Consider the following 21,066-nt stretch of genomic DNA (forward strand, 5'->3'; position numbering starts at 1 on the left):
GTTTTTCTCCGCCGTTTAGCGGTGAGGATCGGGAAATGCGTAGATACCGTCTTAGAAATCACGATGCAAGCCCATGATTGGGATCGAACGGTCGGCCGGACTTAAGGACGCCGTAGGCCAGGACGAGGAGCTTGCGCATGGCGGCGCCGACGATGAGTTTGCCGTTCTTGCCTTGGGCTTTAAGGCGCTCGCAGAAGGCCCGGATCAGTGGGTTATGGCGCCGGGCGACGATGGCCGGCAGGTAAAGGGCCTTGCGGAGCAAGGCATCGCCGGTCTTGGACAGGCGGGTGTGGCCTTTCCACTTCCCGGACTGGTGCTCTTTGGGCGAGAGGCCCGCAAAGGCGGCGACGCTGCGCGCGTTTTCGAAGCGGTGAACGTCGCCCAGGGCGGCCAGCAGCACCGGGATGGTGGCGTCGCCCAAACCGGGGATGGTGTCGAGCAGGTCACGCCGTTGGCGGAGGTCCGGATCGTGGTCGATGTGCTCCCGGATGCGTGTTTGGGTAGCGGCGATCTCGGCGTCGAGGGTGGCGAGCACGGCTTCGATGGAGGGGCGTACGGTGGGGTCGGCCCCGTCCAGGCGGTTGCGTTCCATCTGCCGCATCTCGAGGAGGCTCTCGAGCCGACGCACTAAGGCTTGTAATGGGCGCACGGCCGGCGGAGGCGGCTGCCAGAGCAGCGGCCGTTGGCTGAGACAGAAGCGGGCGATGCGCTTGGCATCGCTTTTATCGGTCTTGGTGCGGCTCAGTTCGGCTTGGCCGAAGGCGTGGATTTGGGCGGGGTTGACCACGCTGACGGCGAGGCCGTGGTCGACCAGGAACAGGGCCAAGCCCTCACCATAGCGGCCGGTGGCCTCCAGGCACACGTGGGGCGTTGGGAAGGCGTGCAGCCAGGCCAGAAACGCCTTAAACCCTTCGGGCGTATTCTGGAAGACCTTGGTTTTGTACTTGCCGTTGCGGAGCGCGGCGGCGTCGAACTTGGCTTTGGCGATGTCGATCCCGATGGGGCTGAACGTCATAGGGTCTCCTTGGTCTGCGTTGACGATGGGGCAAAGTGCTGACCGATCGAAACCGCTCCTGCCGGGTTCAGCCTTATCCATCCAGGGTGTTGCCCAAGGCAGCCCTACGATACCGTTCGAACTCTATGGCGAGGAAGGGACGCTGGGGGACGATCTACGGCGCGGGCTTCAGGCCCAAGGTCGGCAACGTCTTGCCCAGCGTCTGGGTCCGATGATCAGTCGGAGATTCTGCCTCTTGTGGAATCCAGAATCGAGATATAAGGTTGGCAATCCCTTGCCGACACACGGGGTCGGCGAGAGGCTTTGTCGGAAGGGGCGTCCTGGTGCTCCCAGGACGGTCGTTTGCGATTGGAAGGGTCATTCGGGCGCTCCCCGGATGACCGTTTGCGATTGGAAGGGTCGCGACTAAAGCGACCGTTTGCGATTGGGAAAGGATTGTCGACCTACCGTACCTTGGGGCGCGGCGTCAAACCGGAAAACGCTCTAACCTCCCCGCATTCTGCGCTGATCCGGCGTGATGGTCTCCAGCCTGAATGCATAGCTGCCTTGCTTGCGATCGGCGAAAAATAGACGCAGCGAGCGATAAACCGTTTCGAAGGAGATTTCGGTCCAGGGGATCTCGTCCTCCCTGAACAGGCGCGCTTCCAAGGTTTCCGAGCCGGCCGAGTAGCGTTCTTCCAGCATGTGGGCACGAAAGAACACGTACACCTGCGAAATATGGGGAAGGCTGAAAATGGTGTACACCGAGTCGAGCTCCACCTCGATATTCGCTTCCTCGCGAGCTTCGCGGCGGGCGGCGTCCGGCAAGGTTTCGCCGAGTTCCATGAAGCCCGCGGGCAGTGTCCAATAGCCGAGACGCGGTTCGATGGCGCGCTTGCACAGCAGTATCCGGTCCTGCCACACAGGAATGCATCCGGCGATCAGCTTGGGGTTCTGATAATGGATGGTCCCGCAGGAGTCGCAGATGTGGCGCGGACGGTCATCGCCTTCGGGAATGCCCGTTCGAAGCGATGTTCCGCAGTGTGTGCAATAGTTCATCGGCCGTATGGTGCCTCAGGCTTGGGCGGCACTGTCGCGACCAGTTCACGAGTGCTTCCGCCCGTTGCGGTGCATTGATCAGGCGATCATGCTCGAAATCAGTTGATCCTCAAGTTCGATGCGCATCGCCAATTCCTCGCCGAGCTTGGACAAATCATCCTCGAGATGGGTTTTGAGCTCGTCTCCGATCAGCGTTTCGTACTTGTCGTTGAACTCCACCGCCGCATCGGTGGTTTCGGCGATGCGAGGGTAAATGTTTTCCGCCAGTTCAAGTACTTTCCGCCTTCGTTCGGTTCCGTCGATGATGCGTTGGTAAATCCCGAAATGCCCCAGCGATATGTAATCGATGAGCAATTGGCAGAACTCCTGGACTTTCGTCCGAAGGGGCTGCTCGACCGTAAAGGGCTTCATTCCCGCAATTGTGCAGTACAGCGACCAAACTTGCCGCCTCTCCTCCAGAAGCTCCTCGATCATGTGATTCGTGTTTTGCCTGCGTTCGTTGATGCTCGCACTCATCATGACTGTTCCTGATTTTTCTTTTCCAGAAAGGCGGGCATACATTATGCCATCTTCCGCAGAGGAACAATCCTTTGCCGCAAAGTTAAATACCTTTAGGCGCGGCCAAGAAGGGGGGGAATCTTACGGTGGAGCGATGGAGACCCGGAGTCGATCTCCGGCCGTTCAACTTTCGGCCGGTCGGCTGTCCGCGGAGAGGAGCCGCGAGAATTCTTCTATCGACTGCGGACGTTGCGCGGGATCTACGATCATGGCCAAATCGATGGCTTGCAGCAGATTTTGCGGATAGCGGCGTTTGAACGCTTTGACCGCCGGGATGAGGCTATCGCGTTCGGCGCGAATCGGAGCCGCGGGAGGCGGGAGGCCGTCCAAACACATCCGCATGGTTGCGCCTATGGCGTAGATGTCGCTCCACGGGCCTAAGGCACCGTCGTCCTGATATTGTTCGATGGGAGAGAAGCCGTTGGTCAGGACTTTGCCGATTCGCGTGTTTTCCTCGTACGGATAAGGCTGCGAGGCTCCGAAGTCCAGCAGCAAAGGATCGCCGCCCGAACGGATCAGAATGTTCTGCGGTTTGATGTCGAGGTGCAGCAGCCCGTTTTGGTGGATCGTCCTGAGGCCATCGAGGAGCGCCGGAAACACCATGCGCAGGAACTGATCGCTCACACCGTTTTTCTTTTCTTTCAGCAGATAATCGCCCAGGATTTTTCCATATTCGAAGGTCATTACCAGGTAGACCGTCGAGTTGGCCTGAAAGAAGTTCAAGACCTCGACGATGTTGCGATGTTTGAACCTGGTGAGAACTTTGGCTTCTTCAAGAAACAGTCGCCGGCCGCGCAGGAACATCGAGCGAGTTTCTTCGCTGTTCGGCATCACGTGATTTTCCGGCGTGCGGTGCGCCAGGCGGCGCGGCAGGTACTCTTTGATGGCTACCTGGTGCTGATCCGCCAGTTGGCGCGCCAGGTAGACGGAACTGAATCCGCCCCCGGCCAAAGGGCGCTCGATCATGTATTGATCGACGATCGTTCCGGACTTCAAAAAGTAAAACTCTTTCGGAGGCTTGTCCGAAGAGTCTGGCCAGAGTTTCCGCATGGGAGGATTCAGCTTAATATTCCGTTCTTTCGCATTAGGGTTTTACGCAGGACCGACTTCAGTTCTCTTCCCTCCGGAAAAAAGGGCGAACCGACAAAATTCGGGACAGGCCAGAAGACTTAAATGCGTGATTCAATTTACTCAGTATAAAGCAAGATTTTCCATGATCCGCAGCATGACCGCTTTCGCCAGCGGCGAACGAGAAATTCGGGACTGGCTTTTCACCTGGGAGGTACGCTCGGTCAATCACCGCTACCTCGATCTTTCCCTGCGTTTGCCGGATGCATTCCGCTTTTTGGAGCCTGCCGCCCGCAGCCGCGTCGGTGCGCTCATCAACCGAGGGCGCTTGGATTGCATTTTGTCCTATAAGAAAAGCGTCGAAGGCGGTGCCGACATCCGCATGAACCGTGAGTTGGTCACCAAGCTGTTGGCGACCGCCCGGGAGGTGGACGATCTGAGCGATAGGCCCTTGGCCGGCTTCAGTGCCCTGGACGTCTTGAAATGGCCGGGCGCCTTGCACGAGCCCGAGGCCGACCGAGAACAACTTGCCGCCGAAATTCTCGACCTTTTGACCGACGTGCTGAAGCAAGCCATAGTCGTACGGGAAAACGAGGGGCGCCAATTGGCGGCTTTGTTGAAAGAACGCTGCGTCAAACTGCGGGAACACGTATCGTCGGTGCGGGCGCGTATGCCGGAAGTACTCCAATCCATTCGGCAGAAGATCATGGCACGGCTGGCCGAAGTCTGCGCCAATCCGGATTCCGAGCGGCTGGAGCAGGAAATGGTCTACCTCGCACAGAAATTGGATGTCGACGAGGAACTGGATAGGCTCGATGCCCATGTCGATGAAGTGCTGCGGGCCTTGCGCCAGAAAGAGCCGGTGGGCCGCCGTCTCGATTTCCTGCTTCAGGAAATGAACCGCGAAGCCAACACGCTAGGCTCGAAATCCGCCGATGCTGAAACGACCAAGTCCTCGGTCGAGATGAAAGTGCTGATCGAACAAATGAGAGAACAGACGCAGAATATTGAATGACGTATCGGGATGTTCCCGCATTGGGGACGCGGGAAGGTCTTGCACACAGTCGATTTTCGGCTAAGCTGGAGGGGACTGCACGGAATTGGGGGAAGATTCCGCTAAGAATCACCAAGAAGCAGTCTTGAGTGCCCGGCCTCGGCCGGGTTTCTTTTTTCTACACCTCAAGCCGATGTCGGGAAATCCGGCGTTCACTTGGCGAAAATTCCTCCATAAATAGCCGCATTTTTTGCGTACTTCAAGTTGGTTTAGGGCTTGTGGGAGCGGGCTTTAGCCCGCGATTGAGCGATTATCGCGGGCTAAAGCCCGCTCCCACACTAATTCCAAATCGCTTTCAATAAAGCATTAATTTTTGTAGGTGGGTTAGGCCGCGAGGCCGTAGCCCACCGAGCGATCCCGAATCGGTGGGTTACGCTTCGCTAACCCACCCTACGATTAATGTTCACTCGAATGCCGAATGGAATAAGGCCATTTACAATCAATCCTTACATACGAACGGAAACTGCTCTGACAGCTGAGTTTACCAACCCAGTTTACGGAGCTATTTCGGCAATTCCGAAGAGGATTTCAAGACTTGAGATGCTTTTCGAGAAATCCCAAGAGATCTTGCCACGCCTTCTCGGTCTCGATGCGTTCAGCCGGTGCCGCGCCGTTCTTCAGGTAAGGTGTGTAAACCAGAAAGCCATGCCGGCAGCGGGGATAAATTTTCAATTTGGCCGGATGCCGGGCTCTGTCCAATTTCGCCTTGAATGTAATCGCCTGCTGGGCGGGTACGATGTCGTCCCGGCCGCCCTGGAGGATCAGCACCGGCGCCTTCAAGTTCGGGATTTGAGCCAGGGCGTGGCGGGTCGAGAAAGCCAGCGGTTTGTCCTCCGGGCCGTCGCCGTAGATTCGCCGGGTCAGTTCGTCGCGGCCCGAGATTCCGTTTTGTTGAAGATGGCGCCACCAGGCGTAGATGTCCATCACCCCGTCGGCCGTGACCACGGCATCGACCTCAGACTGCCGCGCGGCTGCCAGCACGCTGATAAGAGCGCCGTGCGAGACCCCGACCATGGCCACTTTCCGGCCGTCGACGCCGGGTACTTGGGCCAGCAGCGGCAGAACATTCAGCACATCCCGCACTTCGCCGGCGGCTACTTCGATGTCTCCTTCCGATCCGTCCTCGCCTCGATAGGACGGGGTGAACACGGCATACCCCGCCTGCGCCAGACGCGCACTGGCCCGCATGTGTTCCACGGAAATGCCCGAAACGCCGTCATGGTTGAAGAGAATCAGCGGCAGTTTGTCTTTGGCGCAGGGCAGGAACAGCAAGCCTTTGACCTTCAGGCCATCGCTAGGATAGGTCCAGACCGAGACGGGAACTCCGCCGATTTGGCCAGCCGATTCCTCGGCAACGCCGGGAATTTGAGCCGCGGCCGGACGGTACAGGTCCAGCGCCAAACAAAGGATCGACATCCATCTCAAGACGGCATGGCCGGGATTCTGTTCTCGGACGGTAGGCGATCTGTGCGCCTTGCTTCGATGTTTCCGCCACGTCCTCATTGTCATCAGCGTCACGGATGGGCAGTGCTAAACTGGTTCTGCCGCCGCTACGTCGGCTTGGGTCTTGGCGAGCGGGCTAGGGCAAGCGAGCCGCAAGCAATAGTAGCCGAACGTATCGAAGCGAGCGACAAGACGATCCGGAATGTCCGTCATTGATCAATTATCCTAGAAACGGCAGTTGACCGCTTAGATGGAGTAGAAAAGCCCTATGAATTCTGACCGTCCTACCTTCTACCGATTTCACCACTCGGGTGAAGTCGCTACGCACCCGATTGCACGGCGGGCGAGCCGCCTGGCGGCGTTGCTCCTTCTTGTGGGGGATGGCCCCACGGCGGCGTCGCGCCTTGCCAGCCGGCCCGCCAGCCGCACACTCGGCCGCGTCCAACCGCCGTTTCTAGGATTATCAGTAGGGGAAGCGAATGACGAAACATAAGAACGCTATTTTGGCGCTGTTGATCGGATTTTCCATGTTAGCGGTGAACCAGGCCTGGGCGGAGAGAGGGGGCGGCAATGGACGGAAGCTCGATAGACCATCGGGTGGGCAATATCGGGAGCGGTATCAAGATCTTCGGCAGGAGCGAAAAAGTTTTCAGCAAGAATTTCAAGGCGAGGTTCAAGAACGTGCGCGGGACAGGGGCGTCGGGCGGGAGGGTGTGCGTCCGGGCGAGATGGAAGGCAGGCGTGAGCCGCTGATGATGCCGGAGGAGCGTGAGCGATATCAAAACCAGTACCGGGAATTGCGCGAAGAAAGAAAAGGGCTGCGGGGTTTGACCGAGGATGCCGGCGCGGGAAGGGGCGGGCGAGGCATGAGGCAAAGGCAAGAATAAATAACCAACCAATCCGGAACGGATAGCGATATAACCCGGCCGGGCATTATCTCAGCCGGGTTTTTACAGCTTCCGATTCCGGCTGTTCCGGCTTATAGGAATAGTTAAGGACACCGATGGTCTTACATCTTACGAAAAAGGCTTGAATCCATTAAACGCTATTCCAAAGTAGCTTATCGGGTGGCCTCTCGTTTCGGTGCTCCGTAACGGTTTCACGACGCTGACGAGTGATGTCCAAACCGCTTTGGCAACCGTAGTCAACTTGGGGTGATTGCGGTATTGGGCGGAGATTCTTGAGGGTTTAGTATTACGAACCGTGGCGAATCGATCGGCCAGGCGTTTATGTAGCGCGGTTTACCCTCGGCTTCTTATGTTGGACGCTGTTCGGTACCGGTATGCCGCAGGAGCGATTTCCCCGTAAAGGGACGTTTGGAAACCTGGCGGGTTGTTTCGCGATCAAACAGACAGTGAATGCGAAGCCAAGATGGAATCGATGTGGGAGATTCGATTGAAAGCTGTCGGAATTTACGGTGGTGTCGTTTAACGCTGTTGGAGCAACGGAAATGAACCGACTTGAACCCTCAATTGCCGCCCGACAGGGGCAAAATGACCGCGCTCCGCCGATGCGGATCATCCGGTTGATTTACGACAGCAGCGGGTTACGGCGAATCATATCCCGCCAAGCGGGTTGCTTTCCCGACTTGGATGTCAAGAGAGCACAGGGAGAGAGCGAAGCGGCATTTCGTAGACGAGCCGGGTTGAACCGCTCCGGTTCGGAGCCGAGCTGAAAGCCTTGGCTTTTGTAAGCCAGGTTTCAGTTTTGGAACGCTCGCCGATCAGGTATGTCTCAAGATAAGACTCCACCTCCCATGAGCAGAAGGAGAAGCTATCTCAGCAGGAGGCTTGATGCGAACGTCACGGAGGCTATGTTCACCATCTTTTCATGAACGGTACGCCTACCGATTCCCCCTGCCGATAATTCTTTTCGCGTTACCGTTGTCTCTGCCTTTCGGCGGAGCGGCATACACCCAAAGAGCCGAGCCTCCGGTCACTGCTTTGCAAAAAGCGTCCGACGAAGACGGGCAATGGCTTATTTCGGCCAAGGATTACGCCAATACCCGTTTCAGCGCGCTCGACCAGATCAAAGCCGAAAACGTCCACGATCTGCGGTTGAACTTTACCTTCTCGACCGGTCTGTCACGCGGCCACGAAGCCGCGCCTATCGTGGCCGACAACACGATGTACATCGTGACCCCTTATCCGAACACTCTTTACGCACTGGATTTGACCCGTCCGGGCGCGCCTCTCAAATGGAAGTACGAGCCGAAGCCGCTGTCCGCGGCTCAAGGGTTGGCCTGCTGCGATGTCGTGAATCGAGGAGCGGTGTACTCGAAGGGACGAATTTTCTTCAACACGCTCGACGGGCAGACCGTGGCGGTCGATGCCAAGACCGGAAATGAAATCTGGAAAGCACGGATCGGCAATATCAATCTGGGCGAATCCATTACGATGGCGCCGCTGATCGTGAAGAACAAAGTGCTGGTGGGCAACAGCGGCGGCGAGTTCGGCGTGCGCGGCTGGCTTACGGCGCTCGATGCCGGCAACGGCCGCGTGGTCTGGAAAGCGTACTCCACCGGCCCCGACAAGGACGTGCTGATCGGCCCCAGGTTCAAGCCGTTTTACCCCCAAGACCGTGGCGAGGATCTGGGCGTTGCGACCTGGCCGCCCGAGGCTTGGAAAATCGGCGGCGGCACCGTGTGGGGCTTCATTTCCTACGATCCTGCCTTGAATCTGATCTATCACGGTACCGCCAATCCCGGGCCGTGGAATCCGGAACAGCGCCCAGGCGACAACAAGTGGACGGCTGGGGTCTTCGCACGCGATCCCGACACCGGCGAAGCGCGCTGGTTTTACCAGTGGAGTCCCCACGACCTGTACGACTACGACGGCGTTAACGAAAACGTCCTGCTGGACTTGTCCATTAACGGGCAGATCCGGAAAGTTCTGGTCCATCCCGAGCGGAACGGTTACGTGTACGTCCTTGACCGAACCACCGGCGAGGTGCTGTCGGCCACGCCTTTCGTGCATATCACGACGACCAGGGGCGTCGATTTGAAAACCGGACGCCCCATCGAAGTGCATGAGAAAAGGCCCCGGTTCAACACCGTCGTGCACGATATTTGTCCCGCAGCGCCAGGAGGGAAGGATTGGCAGCCCTCGGCCTATTCCCCGAAAACCGGCTGGCTTTACATTCCTCATCAGAATATCTGCATGGACGAAGAGGGCGTCGAAGCCAACTATATCGCAGGCACGCCCTATGTCGGCGCCAACGTGCGGATGCACGCGGGTCCCGGCGGACACCGGGGCGAGTTCACCGCCTGGGACCCCGTTGCGGCCAAGGCGGTCTGGAAGATCAGGGAGAAGTTCCCGGTCTGGAGCGGCGCCTTGGCGACGGCGGGCGACGTGGCGTTCTACGGCACCATGGAAGGCTGGTTCAAGGCGGTGAATGCCCGGACCGGCGAGTTATTGTGGCAATTCAAGTGCGGCTCCGGAATCATCGGCCAGCCAATGACTTACCGGGGGCCCGACGGCAAGCAATACGTGGCGACTCTGTCCGGCGTCGGCGGTTGGTCCGGGGCTATCGTTGCCGGCGAGCTCGATTCTCGTGACGGTACCGGAGCGTTGGGATTCATCAATGCGATGACCGATTTACCGGAGTATACGACGCGGGGTGGGATGCTGTATGTCTTCGCATTGCCGTAGATCCGGGTTCTTCTCGATGCTTGCCTTGCTTGCGGCGTTTTGGCCGGGCATGGCGTCAGCCGTCGTGGATGATCATTCTCCAAAGCGTACTCTCCGCATCTGCTCGGATCCCAATAATCTGCCCTTCTCCAACCAGAGGCAGGAAGGCTTCGAAAACAAGATCGGCGATCTCATCGCCCACGAATTGAATGCCGAAGTCGAGTACACCTGGTGGGCGCAGCGGCGCGGCTTTATCCGCAATACGCTCAAATCCCATCGCTGCGACCTGGTTCTCGGCGTCCCGAGCAACTTCGGGCCCGCACTGACGACGACGCCGTATTATCGGTCCAGCTACGTGTTCGTTTACCGCCTGGACTCGGGGCTGAACATCCGCTCCTTCAACGATCCTACGCTGCACGACGTCAGGATCGGCGTGCAGATGGTCGGGGACGACTTCGCCAACACCCCGCCGGCCCATGCCCTGACCAGCCGAAAGATCATCGATAACGTGGTCGGTTACACCGTTTACGGCGATTACTCCAAGGAGAATCCGCCGGCCAGGATCATCGATGCGGTAGTGGCGGGCGACATCGATATCGCCGTCGTATGGGGACCTTTGGCGGGCTACTTTGCCAAGAACCAAGCGGTTCCGCTCGCCGTCGTGCCCGTCTCGCCGCCGGCCGACCGGTCTCTTCCCTTCGTGTTCGATATCGCGATGGGAGTGAGGCACGGCGATAAACGGTTACGCACAGAACTGGAACGCATCATCGAGCGCAGGAGCAAGGAGATCGAAGCCATACTCGACGAGTATGGCGTGCCCCGGATCGGAACCCGCCTTTCCAGCCGAAACGGACGGTCAGGATGGAAATCGGTCATAAGCTCTCGGCATTAGCCTGTGCGATTGCGGCAGTTCTTCTTCTGAATGCCTGCGATCGCCAGGAGGACCCCGCAGCGGTATCGGTAGCCGGCGGCGATCCCGCACAGGGGAGGGAAGCCATTTCACGGTACGGCTGCGGGTCCTGCCATGTCATCCCCGGAATCGAAGGCGCAAACGGTCTGGTGGGGCCGCCTTTGAGCGGAATCGCGAGCCGCGTCTACATCGCCGGCGTGCTGACCAACACGCCGGAAAATCTGATGCGCTGGATTCAAGATCCGCCCGCTATCGATCCCCTGACCGCCATGCCGAACACGGGTGTTACCGAAGCGGATGCCCGCCATCTTGCCAGCTTTCTCTATACGCTGCGGTAGACGGCTGATTCTCACGACCTCTACGGTATGACATGCTAAGCTAACGGTTTTCGGCCCCTGCTGCGGCATGGGTCGGAAACCGCCATTCGTCGGACAACCGTTAAGACCACTCCGGATCATTTCAAGGCACATGAGTATCGGCACGCTGTTCATCGTTTCAGCCCCGTCCGGGGCGGGAAAAACCAGTTTGGTCAGGGCACTGCGGGAAAACCTCGAGGGGTTCACGGTTTCGGTGTCGCATACCACGCGAGCGCAGCGTCCCGGGGAAGTCCACGGCCGGGATTATTTCTTCGTGAATCATGCCGAATTCGAAGGGATGATCGAATCGGGCGGGTTTCTGGAGCACGCCAGGGTGTTCGACAACTATTACGGCACGGCTCGGGCAACCGTGGAAAAAGCCCTATCCGAAGGACAGGACGTGCTGCTCGAAATCGACTGGCAGGGCGCCCGCCAAATCCGCAGCTTGATGCCCGATTGCATTTCCATCTTCATTCTGCCGCCCTCGCGCCGCACCCTGGAAGAACGGCTCAAGGCGCGCGGCCAGGACGATCCTGACACCATCGCCCGCCGCATGCGCGATGCCATCTCGGAGATGTCGCATTACAGCGAGTACGACTATCTCATCGTGAACGACGACTTCGATCGGGCGCTCGCCGAGCTGCGCAGCGTCGTGGTCGCCAGCCGGCTCAAGACGGGGCGGCAGTCCGAAGTTCACAAAGATCTGATCGGCGGACTATTGGCCTAATTCCATTTTGTGTAACGCCTGCGGCAGCGGGCGTTACAGGCCCCGACCGGGGAAGGCTGGCTGTGCCGGGCCAGCCACAAGGACCTGTTTACCGGCGAGATCGTGGGCTACGCTCGCGGGGAACGCATGACGACGGCCTTGGTCAGCCAGTCTTTGTGGAGGGAGGTGCCGGCAAAGCGGCCCGCTCCAGGCAATGCCATTATTAACCCGGCCTATAAATATAGGCCGGGTTAATCCGGGGCAGGGATGCCCCGGCGCGGCGACAAGCCGCGTGAGCCCAGGCCGGGCGTATACCGGCCTGGGCGGCGGCCCGAAATACCAGGAGGGTATTTACGGGCCTGACTATTAACCCGGCCTATAAATATAGGCCGGGTTAATCCGGGGCAAGGATGCCCCGGCGCGGCGACAAGCCGCGTGAGCCCAGGCCGGGCGTGTACCGGCCTGGGCGGCGGCCCGAAATACCAGGAGGGTATTTACGGGCCTGACTAATAAGTTAAGCCGTCATTCCGGCAGGGATTGCTCACCCCATCCCTGGGGTTCGTCCTACGGACCGTGCTCCGCACGTCCAAATTTGCTCCTGGCAAATTTGTGCCGGACAAATCGGCAGGGCGAGGCGCAATGCGGCGAGCGGGCAGGCCAGGGAAGGACTGCCCAGGACTTGCGAGCGAAGCGGGACGGCGTAGCGTGGCGAGGCCGATTTGCACGCGAAGCGCCCGTAGGGTGCCGCACAGGGACTGTGCGGCATGAATCCAGTGCACAAGGAAGTGAGAGGCCTCTGCCATCCATAGCGTCTGGACCCCGGCATTCCAATCGCAAACGGGCCTTTAGTCGGCCCCTTCCCTGCCGGGGTGACGTTATTCGTCTTAACTTAACGGCATTGCCGCTCCAGGCCTGATTCACCATTCCGGTCAGGGGAGCCAGTATTGTGCCCATGCCTATCGGGCGTTGCTGGAGCAGTTCGGTTTCAAGCCTCCAAATGCTCCTATGGAGAGCTTTTGGGGCACGCTGAAGAACGAACGGGTCCGTCACCGGCGGTATGCTACGCGACAACAAACCATCGCGGACATCACGGAATGGATCGAGATCTTCTACAACCGCCAACGGCGCCACTGGCGGTAATGTAGGCCACCTTTGGACGCTGCTCTTCAAACGCGTGCCCCGCTCGCTGAATCACTTCCCGGCCATCCAGCCGTTGATCTCCTCCATGAACGGCGTGGACAGACTGCCGGCCCTGACCTGTAATCCAACAAGCCCGCGGATGTAGTCGTAGCGGGCCTTGGCCTGCTCGACGCGTGCCTTCAGCAGCCGGCGCCGGGCCTCGAGCAGGTCGACGATCGTCGAAGCGCCGAGCTCATAGCCGCGTTCCTGAGCCTCGGCGGCTTTCTCCTGCGCGCGCACTTCCTGGCGGGTGGAGTCGATCCGCGAGTAGCTGGCCATGGCATCCAGGTATGCCGTTCGTGTTTCCTGTTCGATTTCTCGGCGCTTCTGCTCGAACTGCTCCCGGGCGATCCGATGCCTGGCTTGTGCATCCCTCACCCCCGCCTGAACCCGGCCGCCCTCGAAGATCGGGACGGTGAGCTGCACGCCGGCGGTGAACACGTTGTAAGGGGGCTGGGAACGGTTATCGAATCCGGTGTCCGCATAGGTCTCGGAGACCTGCAGGGTAAGCAGCGGAGCATGCTCGGCCCGGCTGCTGGTCACCAGTTTGTCTGTGGCGTCGATGCCGTGTTGTAGCGCGGTCAGGGCCGGGTTGTTACGGGTCGCTTCCTGCACCCATTCGTCCGGAGCGCGCGGGACGGGGGGAAAGTGCTCCCGGCCGACCGGGTTGACATCCCGCACCGAACCCCCGGCCAGCTCGCGCAGTTTCTCCAGCGCCACATCCTTGGCATTTCGCGCCTCGATCCCGCGGGTGGCCAACGTTTGGTAATAGGCCTCGACCTCGTACAGATCGGTCACCTTCACCATCTGCCGCTCGTGCATCCGCTGCAGGCCTTTCAGCTGGCTTTCCACGGCTTTTGTTTCCGATGCCACGTAGGCGATGTTGTCGGTAGCCTCGACTGCCCTGAGATACCGGTCCACCAGGTCCCCCGCGACAGCGATACGCGCCGCCTCGAGTTCCTGCTCCGACTGCAAAATGACATTTTCGGCGCTCTGCCAGCGATAGAAAGAGGCTAGGTCAAACAAGGCCTGGCGCAACTGCACCGTTCCGCGCAGGCCGCTGTATTGCTGATCGATTGCGGGCAAGCTGCTCAGGCTCAGCGAGCTTTGTCCGGCCTGTTGATGCAGATCGTTGTAAGAGTAATTCCCGACCGCGAAAATCTGCGGCAGCAATTTGCTGAATGCCTGGTCTTTCTGGGCGTTGGCTCGATCCACCGAGTATTCGCGGCTTTTCAGCACGGGGTTGGTTTCCAGGGTGCGCTGGTACAGCTCCAGCAGAGACTCGGCGCAACAGGCCGAAGGCAGAGCAAGTACCGCCAGGCACAGGAAGCCCTTTCCGAAACCGGCTAATGTCATGGATCAATCTTCGATAAAGGAGCGGGTGACGGTGTTCACGAAGGGGTCGGTTAGATACTCGAACAGGGTGCGCTCGCCCGTATTGATCAAGACCTCGGCCGGCATGCCCGGCACCAGGTCCAGTTTCTGGCGGGCCAGGTCCTGAAGCCCTTCCGGCGTGATTTCCACCCGCGCCAGGTAATAGGAAGTCTGGGTTTGTTCGTCCACCAGACGGTCGGCGGAAACAACCATCAGCTTGCCCTCGATTTTTGGGGTATCGCGGGATTTGAAGGCGGTAAACCGCACTTCCGCCATCTGGCCGAGCTGGATACGGTCGATGTCCTGAGGCGACAGCCGGGCTTCCACGACCAAGCGCTCATCCTGCGGAACAATGTCCAGGATCTTTCCCCCCGGCTGGATGACGCCCCCCAGGGTGTGCACGGACAGACCCAGGACCATGCCGGGCTCCGGTGCCTTGACGACCGTGCGCGCCACTGTGCTTTCCAGGGACTGAATCTTTTCTCGCAACTCGAACAGGGCCGCCTGGACCTCGCCTAGTTCTTTCGCGACCTCCCGCTGCAGCTCCTTCTGGAGCTGGAGGATCTTGAGTTCGGTCTCGCTGATCTGTAATTCGGTGGCTGCCAGCTCAGACGCCAATTCCCCGCGCTGGCCCTCGCTCTGTGCCAGATTGCGCTCCAGTTCCCGCACTTTCTGCCTCTCGGTGTAGCCTTCCTTGAGAAGGGCCTCGAAATCCTCCAGTTCGTGCCGAAATGACTTCACCAGGCGATCACGGCTGGTGATTTGGGCCTGCAAACCCTTGAGCTTGGCGCGGAGCTGTTCGATCTGCCGCCGGTACAGGGAAATCTCGCCGTCGTGGGCCGTCTTGCGGACGGTGAAAGTGTGGTTCTGTATGCGGATGGCGTCATCGATCCGGGGATCGTCTGCATGGACGAGCAAATCGGGAGGATAGCGGACCTCATTCAGGCCATCGCGTTGCGCGATCAGGCGGGCTTCCCGTGCCGCGGCGATGTAATACTGCCCGCGCAGGACTTCGAGCTGGGCTCGCGGCTGGGTGTCGTCGAGGGTGGCCAAAACCTGGTCCTTTTCGACCGAATCGCCGTCGCGGACCCGGATGGTCTTGATGATGCCGCCTTCCAGATGCTGGACCGTCTTGCGGTAGTTTTCCACGGTGATGACGCCCGGGGCCAGCGCTGCGCTGCTGAGCGGAGCGAGGGCCGCCCAGGTGCCGAGGCCGCCGAAGATGGCGAAAACGACGAGGAACCCGAGCCGGCGGAAACGGCGGTCGTCGGTCAGCAGCGATGGCTGGGCTGAGGTCGTCACGGCCATCAAGACGGATTGTGGACGGGAGCGGCCGCGACGGGGCGGAGGCCGCCGGCCGGCCGCGGCGTCGAATTCTGCAAGCTCGCCAGAACCTGGTCGCGCGGTCCCGACACGGCCACCAGACCTTCCGCCAGCAGAACGATCTTGTCCACCTGGCTCAGGAGGCTCTTGCGATGGGTGACCACGATCACGGTGCACCCTTTGCGCTTCAGTTCGGCCAGGGCGGCGACCAAGGCATTTTCACCCTCCTGATCCAGGTTGGAATTGGGCTCGTCCAGGATCACCAGCTTCGGGTCGCCGAACAAGGCGCGGGCCAGTCCCAGCCGCTGCTGCTGTCCGGCGGAGAGGATATTGCCGTGGCCGAGGATTTTGGTGTCGTAGCCTTCCGGCAGCCGCAAGATCATGTCGTGGATACCGGCGGCGCGGGCGGCCGCCACTACCCTGTCGGGGTCGACGGTGCCGAATCGCGCGATGTTTTCGCCGATGCTGCCGTCGAGAAGTTCGACGTCCTGAGGCAGATAGCCGATGTAGTTGCCCAGCGCCTCCCGGTCCCATTGGGTGGTTTCGGCGCCATCAAGCCGGATGGCCCCCTGGCTTACGGGATAAAGCCCCAGGATCGCGCGGAGCAGGGTGGATTTGCCGGAGGCGCTGGCTCCGATCACGCCCAGTGCGGTGCCCGGTTCGATCCGAAGGCTGATGCCCTTGAGCACCGGGGCGGACGCGCCCGGCGGCTGGACGACGGCGCTTTCCAGGAGGATTTCACCCCTCGGGGCGGGCAGCGGCATCGGCGGTTCGCGGTATGGGGCGGCGCTGAGCAGTTCGTCGAGCCGCTGGTAAGCGGCCCGCGCCTGCGAAAAACCCCGCCAGGTGCTGATCATCAGGTCCAGAGGCGCCAAGGCGCGGCCCAGCAGTATGGAACCCGCGATCACCAAACCCGGTGTGATCTCCCTGTGGATGGCCAGATAGGCGCCGAGACCAAGGATCAGCGACTGGATGGTCAGCCGGTAAGTCTTCGACAGCGCGGCGATCAGGCCGCCCTTGGCACTGGCCTGGCTTTGCAGCTCGAGCAACAGGGTCTGCTTGTCCTGCCAGCGGGTCCGCATCCGGGGCAGCATGCCCATGGCCTCGATCACTTCCGCGTTGCGCAGATTGCGCTGGGTGAACTGGTTGGACTCCACGGCGTGCCGGTTGGCTTCCTGCAGGTGTTTGCGGGTAGCCGCTTCGTTCCAGACAGCAAGGCCCGCCAGCACGAACGCCGAAATCAGGCCGACTGCCCCGAAAACCGGATGGAACAGGAACATCATCCCCAGATAAACCGGAAACCAGGGGGCGTCAAAAAACGCGAAGAGGCCCGGCCCGGTTAGGAACTGCCGGATTTGTAGCAGGTCGGTCAAAGGCTGCGCGGACGATATCCTGCCCCCGGAAGCGAGGGACTGGGCGAACACCGCATCGAAAACCCGCCCGCCCAGGAGACTGTCCAGACGCGCGCTGGTAACGATCAGAATCTGGGTACGGACCCACTCCAGCCCGCCCATCACGATGAAGAGGAACACCGCGATGAGCGTCAGCATCAGGAGCGTCGACTCGCTGCCGCTGCTCAGCACGCGATCGTAGACCTGCAGCATGTAGATCGACGGCACCAGAAGCAGCAAGTTGATGAAGAAACTGAAGAACCCTACCGACCAGAAGGAGGTCCGGCAAGTTTGCAGCGCCCGGCGCAGATCCGACCGGACCCATGTACCCTGGTGTTGTGGTTGCGGTTGGTGGGTACCCATTCGAATTCCTAAGTAGAGGCTGAACGGATACCCTCAACGCTCCGCATGAAATTAGAGCGGGCAGCCTTCAAGCCGGGCCTTGCGGATCGGGCATTCGTTCCTTCCCGAAACATGAGCGCTCGTGTTCTGACCGGAATCAGGCCGGCTGCGCCTGCCCGGCGCCTTCGGCGGCAAGGCAGGGCAACCGGGCTTTCGCAGGCGAACCGCCATATCGGATCAGAGGAGACCCGCTAGATCAGAAACTCGTTCTGTTGCAGCTCCGCGCCTACGCCCACCAGGCTGATCTCCGGAATACCCAGAGGGGCAATCCCGGCACCCTCCGTGGTCGAACCGCTCACCAGGCTCTGGATCACAACGTTGTCCCCGGTGCCGCCGTCGAGCACATCGAGTCCGGCGCCACCCAGCAGCACGTCGTCGCCGGCGCCGCCGAGCAGCACGTCATTGCCGTCACCGCCGATCAGCACGTCGTCGTCATCGCCGCCATTGGCTGTGAGCTGGATGCTGCCCACCGTCAACCCCGACGCCTCGATCACGTCATCGCCGGCGAGGCCGTTGATCACGAGGCGGTCCATTGTCGGGTCGAAATTCGTGATGTTGATCCGGGCCGCAAGACCCAGCACGGAGACTCCGTTGCCATCGCCCACGACGATTATGACGTCGTCCCCCTGGGTCGCATTGACGAAGATGGTGTCCGCCTGGCCGTCGCTACCGCCGCCGAAAGCGCCGAGATCGATGTTGACTTCGGTCACGTCCGTGCCGGACAGATCGTTGACCACGATGTTGTCGGCGCCGCCCAGCGCCCTGAAATCGATCCGCTCGACGTCGTCCAGGTCCATGGTGACGTTGGCGACGTCGCGGAAGAAGCGCGCGCGGCCGCCGTTGGCGGAGATATCGATGTTTTCGCTGACGTTCGCGCCGTTGAACAGCATGGTGTCGAAGCCGGCCTGGCCTTCGAGGATGTCGTTGTCGTCGCCCGGATTCCAGACGAAGGTGTCGTCGCCCGCGCCCATGATTGCGAGGTCGTTGCCGTCTCCGCCGTTGAACAGATCGTCCCCTTCGCTGCCGAGTAGAACGTCGGCGCCGAGGCCGCCGTTCATCGTCAGTTGGACTGCGCCAGCCTCCAGACCGGTAGCATCGATGACGTCATCCCCGCCAAGACCATTGAGCGTCAACCGATCGTTCGCAACCTCCTGGCCGGAAATGTTCACCTGGCTCGGCAGACCGAAGACGGTAATTCCGCCGGCATCGCCCGCGACGCCGAACACGTCGGCGCCATTCGTGGCGTTCACCGTGACCGTGTCCGCCGCGCCGTCGCCGCCCCCGCCGGTGCCTCTCAGGTCGATGTTGATCTGAGTGACGTCCGTCCCGCTGAGATCGCCGATCACGATGTTGTCGGCACCGCCCAGCGCGTTGAAATCGATCTGTTCGACGTCGTTCAGGTCCATGGTGACGCTGCCGACGTTGCGGAAGAAGTGCACGCGGCCGCCGTTGGCGGCGATGTCGATGTTCTCGGCCGCGTTGCTGCCGTTGAACAGCATCGTGTCGAAGCCGGCCTGGCCTTCGACGGTGTCGCTCCCGTCGCCCGGATCCCACTGGAACACGTCGTTGCCGGCGCCGAGCAAGGCGACGTCGTTGCCCTGCTGGCCGTCGATGAAGTCGTCACCGTCGCCACCCAGGAGGACGTCGGCGCCCTGGCTGCCCAGGATCGTGTCGTTGCCGGCGCCGCCGTCGATCACGAGCTTGATCACGCCCGCCGGGAGGGTGGTCGCAGTGATCCCGTCGTCGCCTGCCCCGCCGTTGATGACGAGCGAATCGTTGGCGCCTTCGCTGTTGGCGATGTTAACCTGCGCCGCCAGTCCGACCACCGACGCCGATGTCCCGGCGCCGAACACGTCGATGATGTCGTTGCCGCCCGTGCCGTTCGTGACCACCGTATCGGCCTGCCCATCGCCCGCCGCTCCGCCGAGCGTTCCGGCGAGATCGATGTTGACTTCGGTCACGTCCGTGCCGGACAGATCGTTGACCACGACGTTGTCCGCGCCGCCCAGCGCCCTGAAATCGATCCGCTCGACGTCGTCCAGGTCCATGGTGATGCTGCCGACGTTGCGGAAGAAGCGCACGCGGCCGCCGTTGGCGGCAACGTCGATGTTCTCGGCCACGTTGCTGCCGTTGAACAGCATCGTGTCGAAGCCGGCCTGGCCTTCGACGGTGTCGCTGCCGTCGCCCGGATCCCACTGGAACACGTCGTTGCCGGCGCCGAGGAAGGCGACGTCGTTGCCCTGCTGGCCGTCGATGAAGTCGTCGCCGTCGCCGCCCAGGAGAACGTCGGCGCCGTTGCTGCCCAGGATCGTGTCGTCGCCGGCGCCGCCGTCGACAGTGATCTGGATGAGGCTCGCTAGATTGCCGGTTGCGGAAAACGTATCGTTACCGCCGTTCATGTTGACGACGAGATTCTCGGTCGTGCCGATATCGAGTGCGAAAGGGGCCGGGTCGAGGCGGTCGAAACGGACGCGCGATCCGTTGGCGGTTACCGTAAACACCTCGGCGCCGTTGCCGCCGTTCACTTCCGCGGTGTCGATGCCGGTTCCGCCCTCCATCAGATCGCTGTCATCGCCCGGATTCCAGATCATACGGTCGTTGCCGGCCTCGCCGAACATCTGGTCATCGCCGTCGCCGCCGGTCAGCGTATCGTTTTCAGAACCGCCGAACAGAAAGTCGACGCCGCCTTTGCCGAAGAGGACGTCGTCGCCCGCCTGCCCGAAGAGCTGGTCGCCGCCCGAGCCGCCGGTCAGCGTGTCGTTTCCCGTGCCGCCGAAAAGGTTGGCGCGGGGCAAAGCACCGTTTGTTTCGTCGAGCGTGATGGTGTCGTTTCCGCCCAGCCCAAATCCCTGAATCAGGCTCGTGTTGGCGACGGTCGCGGTACCGCCCCCGACCGGAACGGCGCCGCCATTGATGAGAATGGTTCCGGCCGCATTGCGGCTGAATTCGATCGTGTTGTCGAATGCATCACCGAGTGCCGTCAGAACCCCGGTGGAAGGTGTGAACGTTCCGGTGACCGTCTGGGTGGTGATGTCTGCGCTTGCGGTAAGAGCGAGCGGTCGGACATCTTCGGTCGACAGACCGCTCTCCGAGGGGGCTCGGAACGGTAGCTGATCCAATGCAAGCACTTCTGGTGCGGGTACCGGCTGTTTCCGGCCGAGGTTGGACATACCCATGGTTTTCTCCTTAATTATTTTTGATGATCACTCGATAACGCCGTATGAAATTTCGGTGGACTAGGGTTAAGGATTGAACGCCCCGTCCTAATCCGGCTCCATCCGAAACTTCTTATCGGGATTCGGCTCAAAATGCGGTGCCGGATCATCGTTTCGGCCCGCCTCCCGATTTCGCTCGGACTAACTCCGGCGGTACACTCACAAGAACCTGAACGGAGCCATGGCCGATCATCCCTTTCATGGCCCTGATCTCGAAGCGCTTGCCGGTTTATCCGGCCCAGCCATGACATCGCCCGCCGCACCTCCCACTGGCGCGTTGTATCGGTATTTCTCCCTCCGAGCGAGAAAGGTTCAAAAAATCCAGCGTTGCGTCGCGATTTTTTTACGAAACCCTTGTGTGGCATCCCGGTCACCCAAAAGAACCTATCGTGGCGACGAGTCCCG

The 21,066-nt window shown here is 60.6% G+C and carries 15 protein-coding genes and 2 pseudogenes; 8 read left to right on the plus strand and 9 right to left on the minus strand.

Annotation, left to right across the window (positions count from 1 at the left end):
- Positions 1 to 58 precede the first annotated feature (58 nt).
- The 4 genes from ACR2TX_RS07645 to ACR2TX_RS07660 all read right to left on the minus strand — a co-directional run bounded on the left by ACR2TX_RS07645 (position 59) and on the right by ACR2TX_RS07660 (position 3,661).
- Positions 59 to 1,015, minus strand: coding sequence for an IS110 family transposase (locus tag ACR2TX_RS07645; protein ID WP_434131698.1), 957 nt, complete (start codon positions 1,013 to 1,015; stop codon positions 59 to 61).
- A 483-nt stretch (positions 1,016 to 1,498) separates the two neighbouring features.
- Entirely contained in the window at positions 1,499 to 2,053 is a 555-nt protein-coding gene (locus tag ACR2TX_RS07650) for an NUDIX hydrolase (RefSeq protein ID WP_077731905.1), read from the minus strand.
- Positions 2,054 to 2,131: 78 nt separating this feature from the next.
- Positions 2,132 to 2,572, minus strand: a complete 441-nt coding sequence (locus ACR2TX_RS07655) for an Rsd/AlgQ family anti-sigma factor (protein WP_133718619.1) — start codon at positions 2,570 to 2,572, stop codon at positions 2,132 to 2,134.
- Positions 2,573 to 2,734: 162 nt separating this feature from the next.
- On the minus strand, positions 2,735 to 3,661 hold the full coding sequence (locus ACR2TX_RS07660) for a serine/threonine protein kinase (RefSeq protein WP_434111001.1): 927 nt from the start codon (positions 3,659 to 3,661) through the stop codon (positions 2,735 to 2,737).
- A 163-nt stretch (positions 3,662 to 3,824) separates the two neighbouring features.
- On the opposite strand from ACR2TX_RS07660, the gene ACR2TX_RS07665 reads away from it, so the two are divergent.
- Positions 3,825 to 4,694, plus strand: a complete 870-nt coding sequence (locus tag ACR2TX_RS07665; protein ID WP_434111003.1) for a YicC/YloC family endoribonuclease — start codon at positions 3,825 to 3,827, stop codon at positions 4,692 to 4,694.
- A gap of 567 nt (positions 4,695 to 5,261) precedes the next feature.
- Here the strand turns inward: ACR2TX_RS07665 and ACR2TX_RS07670 are convergent.
- Positions 5,262 to 6,149, minus strand: coding sequence for an alpha/beta hydrolase family protein (locus ACR2TX_RS07670; protein WP_168183857.1), 888 nt, complete (start codon positions 6,147 to 6,149; stop codon positions 5,262 to 5,264).
- A gap of 506 nt (positions 6,150 to 6,655) precedes the next feature.
- Here ACR2TX_RS07670 and ACR2TX_RS07675 point away from each other — a divergent pair.
- From ACR2TX_RS07675 to ACR2TX_RS07705, 7 genes and pseudogenes are all read left to right on the plus strand, one after another.
- Complete coding sequence (locus tag ACR2TX_RS07675; protein ID WP_434111005.1) at positions 6,656 to 7,063, plus strand: hypothetical protein; 408 nt, start codon at positions 6,656 to 6,658, stop codon at positions 7,061 to 7,063.
- Positions 7,064 to 7,969: 906 nt separating this feature from the next.
- Positions 7,970 to 9,826 carry a methanol/ethanol family PQQ-dependent dehydrogenase gene (locus ACR2TX_RS07680; RefSeq protein ID WP_434131700.1) on the plus strand — a complete coding sequence of 619 codons (1,857 nt, stop codon included), beginning with the start codon at positions 7,970 to 7,972 and terminating at the stop codon, positions 9,824 to 9,826.
- A 16-nt stretch (positions 9,827 to 9,842) separates the two neighbouring features.
- Positions 9,843 to 10,697: a quinoprotein dehydrogenase-associated putative ABC transporter substrate-binding protein gene (locus tag ACR2TX_RS07685; protein WP_156881115.1), complete on the plus strand. Its 855-nt coding sequence runs from the start codon at positions 9,843 to 9,845 to the stop codon at positions 10,695 to 10,697.
- Complete coding sequence (locus ACR2TX_RS07690) at positions 10,667 to 11,053, plus strand: c-type cytochrome (protein ID WP_077731539.1); 387 nt, start codon at positions 10,667 to 10,669, stop codon at positions 11,051 to 11,053. Before ACR2TX_RS07685 ends, ACR2TX_RS07690 begins: the two co-directional genes overlap by 31 nt.
- A 130-nt stretch (positions 11,054 to 11,183) precedes the next feature.
- On the plus strand, positions 11,184 to 11,798 hold the full coding sequence (gene gmk / locus ACR2TX_RS07695) for a guanylate kinase (RefSeq protein ID WP_434131701.1): 615 nt from the start codon (positions 11,184 to 11,186) through the stop codon (positions 11,796 to 11,798).
- Positions 11,799 to 11,843: 45 nt separating this feature from the next.
- Positions 11,844 to 11,990, plus strand: a pseudogene (locus ACR2TX_RS07700) (IS3 family transposase); the annotation flags it as partial.
- A gap of 696 nt (positions 11,991 to 12,686) precedes the next feature.
- Positions 12,687 to 12,917 (plus strand): annotated as a pseudogene (locus ACR2TX_RS07705) (IS3 family transposase); the annotation flags it as partial.
- Between the two features lie 51 nt (positions 12,918 to 12,968).
- Here ACR2TX_RS07705 and ACR2TX_RS07710 read toward each other — a convergent pair.
- From ACR2TX_RS07710 to ACR2TX_RS07725, 4 genes are all read right to left on the minus strand, one after another.
- On the minus strand, positions 12,969 to 14,312 hold the full coding sequence (locus tag ACR2TX_RS07710; protein ID WP_434131703.1) for a TolC family outer membrane protein: 1,344 nt from the start codon (positions 14,310 to 14,312) through the stop codon (positions 12,969 to 12,971).
- 3 nt (positions 14,313 to 14,315) lie between these two features.
- Positions 14,316 to 15,638, minus strand: coding sequence for an HlyD family type I secretion periplasmic adaptor subunit (locus ACR2TX_RS07715; RefSeq protein WP_434111008.1), 1,323 nt, complete (start codon positions 15,636 to 15,638; stop codon positions 14,316 to 14,318).
- Positions 15,638 to 17,407: a type I secretion system permease/ATPase gene (locus tag ACR2TX_RS07720; protein ID WP_347258166.1), complete on the minus strand. Its 1,770-nt coding sequence runs from the start codon at positions 17,405 to 17,407 to the stop codon at positions 15,638 to 15,640. The genes ACR2TX_RS07715 and ACR2TX_RS07720 overlap by 1 nt, the downstream gene beginning before the upstream one ends.
- Positions 17,408 to 17,637: 230 nt before the next feature.
- Entirely contained in the window at positions 17,638 to 20,622 is a 2,985-nt protein-coding gene (locus ACR2TX_RS07725; protein ID WP_347258165.1) for a beta strand repeat-containing protein, read from the minus strand.
- Positions 20,623 to 21,066 lie beyond the last annotated feature (444 nt).

Source organism: Methylocaldum sp. GT1BB (assembly GCF_051027545.1).
GTDB lineage: Bacteria > Pseudomonadota > Gammaproteobacteria > Methylococcales > Methylococcaceae > Methylocaldum.

Excerpts from the sequence above, each read along its gene's own strand:
- ACR2TX_RS07645 (WP_434131698.1), bottom strand. The coding sequence starts at position 1,015 with ATGACGTTCAGCCCCATCGGGATCGACATCGCCAAAGCCAAGTTCGAC.
- ACR2TX_RS07650 (WP_077731905.1), bottom strand. The coding sequence starts at position 2,053 with ATGAACTATTGCACACACTGCGGAACATCGCTTCGAACGGGCATTCCC.
- ACR2TX_RS07655 (WP_133718619.1), bottom strand. The coding sequence starts at position 2,572 with ATGATGAGTGCGAGCATCAACGAACGCAGGCAAAACACGAATCACATG.
- ACR2TX_RS07660 (WP_434111001.1), bottom strand. The coding sequence starts at position 3,661 with ATGCGGAAACTCTGGCCAGACTCTTCGGACAAGCCTCCGAAAGAGTTT.
- ACR2TX_RS07665 (WP_434111003.1), top strand. The coding sequence starts at position 3,825 with ATGATCCGCAGCATGACCGCTTTCGCCAGCGGCGAACGAGAAATTCGG.
- ACR2TX_RS07670 (WP_168183857.1), bottom strand. The coding sequence starts at position 6,149 with ATGTCGATCCTTTGTTTGGCGCTGGACCTGTACCGTCCGGCCGCGGCT.
- ACR2TX_RS07675 (WP_434111005.1), top strand. The coding sequence starts at position 6,656 with ATGACGAAACATAAGAACGCTATTTTGGCGCTGTTGATCGGATTTTCC.
- ACR2TX_RS07680 (WP_434131700.1), top strand. The coding sequence starts at position 7,970 with ATGCGAACGTCACGGAGGCTATGTTCACCATCTTTTCATGAACGGTAC.
- ACR2TX_RS07685 (WP_156881115.1), top strand. The coding sequence starts at position 9,843 with ATGCTTGCCTTGCTTGCGGCGTTTTGGCCGGGCATGGCGTCAGCCGTC.
- ACR2TX_RS07690 (WP_077731539.1), top strand. The coding sequence starts at position 10,667 with ATGGAAATCGGTCATAAGCTCTCGGCATTAGCCTGTGCGATTGCGGCA.
- gmk (WP_434131701.1), top strand. The coding sequence starts at position 11,184 with ATGAGTATCGGCACGCTGTTCATCGTTTCAGCCCCGTCCGGGGCGGGA.
- ACR2TX_RS07710 (WP_434131703.1), bottom strand. The coding sequence starts at position 14,312 with ATGACATTAGCCGGTTTCGGAAAGGGCTTCCTGTGCCTGGCGGTACTT.
- ACR2TX_RS07715 (WP_434111008.1), bottom strand. The coding sequence starts at position 15,638 with ATGGCCGTGACGACCTCAGCCCAGCCATCGCTGCTGACCGACGACCGC.
- ACR2TX_RS07720 (WP_347258166.1), bottom strand. The coding sequence starts at position 17,407 with ATGGGTACCCACCAACCGCAACCACAACACCAGGGTACATGGGTCCGG.
- ACR2TX_RS07725 (WP_347258165.1), bottom strand. The coding sequence starts at position 20,622 with ATGGGTATGTCCAACCTCGGCCGGAAACAGCCGGTACCCGCACCAGAA.